This is a genomic window from Deltaproteobacteria bacterium (assembly GCA_009929795.1).
Classification (GTDB): Bacteria; Desulfobacterota; Desulfovibrionia; order Desulfovibrionales; family Desulfomicrobiaceae; genus RZZR01.
In genome coordinates, this window is sequence record RZZR01000360.1 from 1 (window position 1) to 1411 (window position 1411).

Below are 1411 nucleotides of genomic sequence, written 5' to 3' on the forward strand. Positions count from 1 at the left end.
GACCAGGGGATCGCCCTCCCCCCTGTCCTCAGAGCGTATGGGGATCCCGGCCAGATCGAGCATGTACAGGACGTTCGTGTAACAGAGTTCGTGAGTCAGACTGAAGGCCACGGCGTCCAGAGACTTCAGGGGGGTATGGGATTCCAGCGTGGACAGAGGTAATCCCCTGTCCCGAAATATTTGGGCCGCTTCGATCGGTGGAGCAAAGACCCGCTCAGCCCAGAAATCCTTTCGGGCGTTGACCTGCTCGTAGAGGATCTTCTGCCCGAGATAGGACATGCCAACCTCGTACAGATCAGGAAATGCCAGAGCGATCCTGACCCGGACGAGGTCTGGGTCCTTGTGCACGGCATTGATCTCGTTGCCCAGAAAGCGGCTCGGACCGGGGAGGAGGGGAAGTATGTCTCGCATGGACGTCAATGCCGGTCAATGTGCTCGAAACGAAAGGGCGCCGGGCTGTCGCCGCCCCCCGCGGAATCGGCTTGACGTCGGCAGGAGGACGCCGATGAGGAAATGGCCTCTATTTCTTGAGGAGCTGGCTGATACCCCCGCCGGGCTTGGCAGCACCCATGTTCTTCAGGGCCTTCAAATCACCCGGCCGGGAGATGGTCAGGTTGCTCGAGGCCTCCAGGTACTTGGTCTTCAGATCTTCGGGACACTTGGAGTATTCGTAGATGACGTGACGGGTCTCTATCTTGCCCGTGATCTCGTTCTCAAAGGGGTAGCCGAAAGGCAGAAGCAGCATCTGGACTCCGCCGGAGGCGGTGGGAACAGTCTGAAGCACGGCCGGATCGTTGATCACCTCGGCCTTGGCATCCCATTTGCCGATGACCAGATCGCCATTGATCAGCTTGCAGAGACGGATGTCGTAGCTCATGGCCATTTCTCCTCGGTTGTCGTGTGGGGCTTGGTGAATGCCGTGAATGCAGAGGCCCGGTAGCGGTCCAGGAACGCACGGCGAAAGGGGAGTTCCTATGTACTCTCCCCCCGTGTGTCAAGAAAACGCAGGCCGTAGCGATCAAGGGACGGGGCAGCTCAAGGTCCGGCCTTTGTCCGGCTTCAGCCCAATTTGGACCCGTTGGGGACCGGTCTTTCGGGCACGGCCAAAACGACTCCGTCGGGGCCGTAAAAACCGGTCAGTAAAAACTGAGATCTCATCGGACCGATCTGTTTTTCCGGGAAATTAACAATTCCGATCACCTGACGGCCGACGAGATCGTTGTCTTCATACAGATCCTTGACCCGGGCGCTGGTCTTCAACACCCCCAGTTCAGGCCCGAAATCCACCCAGACCTTCCAGGCCGGACTCTTGGCCTCCGGAAACTCTTCGGCCCGGACTACCGTCCCGGCCCGCAACTCAACCCGCTCGAAATCATCCCAGGCTATGGTCTCCATCTCAATCCTCTCATGA

The 1411-nt window shown here is 58.8% G+C and carries 3 protein-coding genes; all 3 read right to left on the minus strand.

The features are described 5' to 3' along the window. The coding region (locus EOM25_14980) for a B12-binding domain-containing radical SAM protein (protein NCC26482.1) at positions 1-411 on the minus strand (411 nt) is incomplete at its 3' end. 109 nt (positions 412-520) lie between these two features. Beyond that, positions 521-877 (minus strand): hypothetical protein, encoded by a 357-nt coding sequence (locus tag EOM25_14985; GenBank protein NCC26483.1) that lies wholly within the window; start codon positions 875-877, stop codon positions 521-523. Positions 878-1059: 182 nt separating this feature from the next. Then, entirely contained in the window at positions 1060-1395 is a 336-nt protein-coding gene (locus EOM25_14990) for a tRNA-binding protein (protein ID NCC26484.1), read from the minus strand. Positions 1396-1411 lie beyond the last annotated feature (16 nt).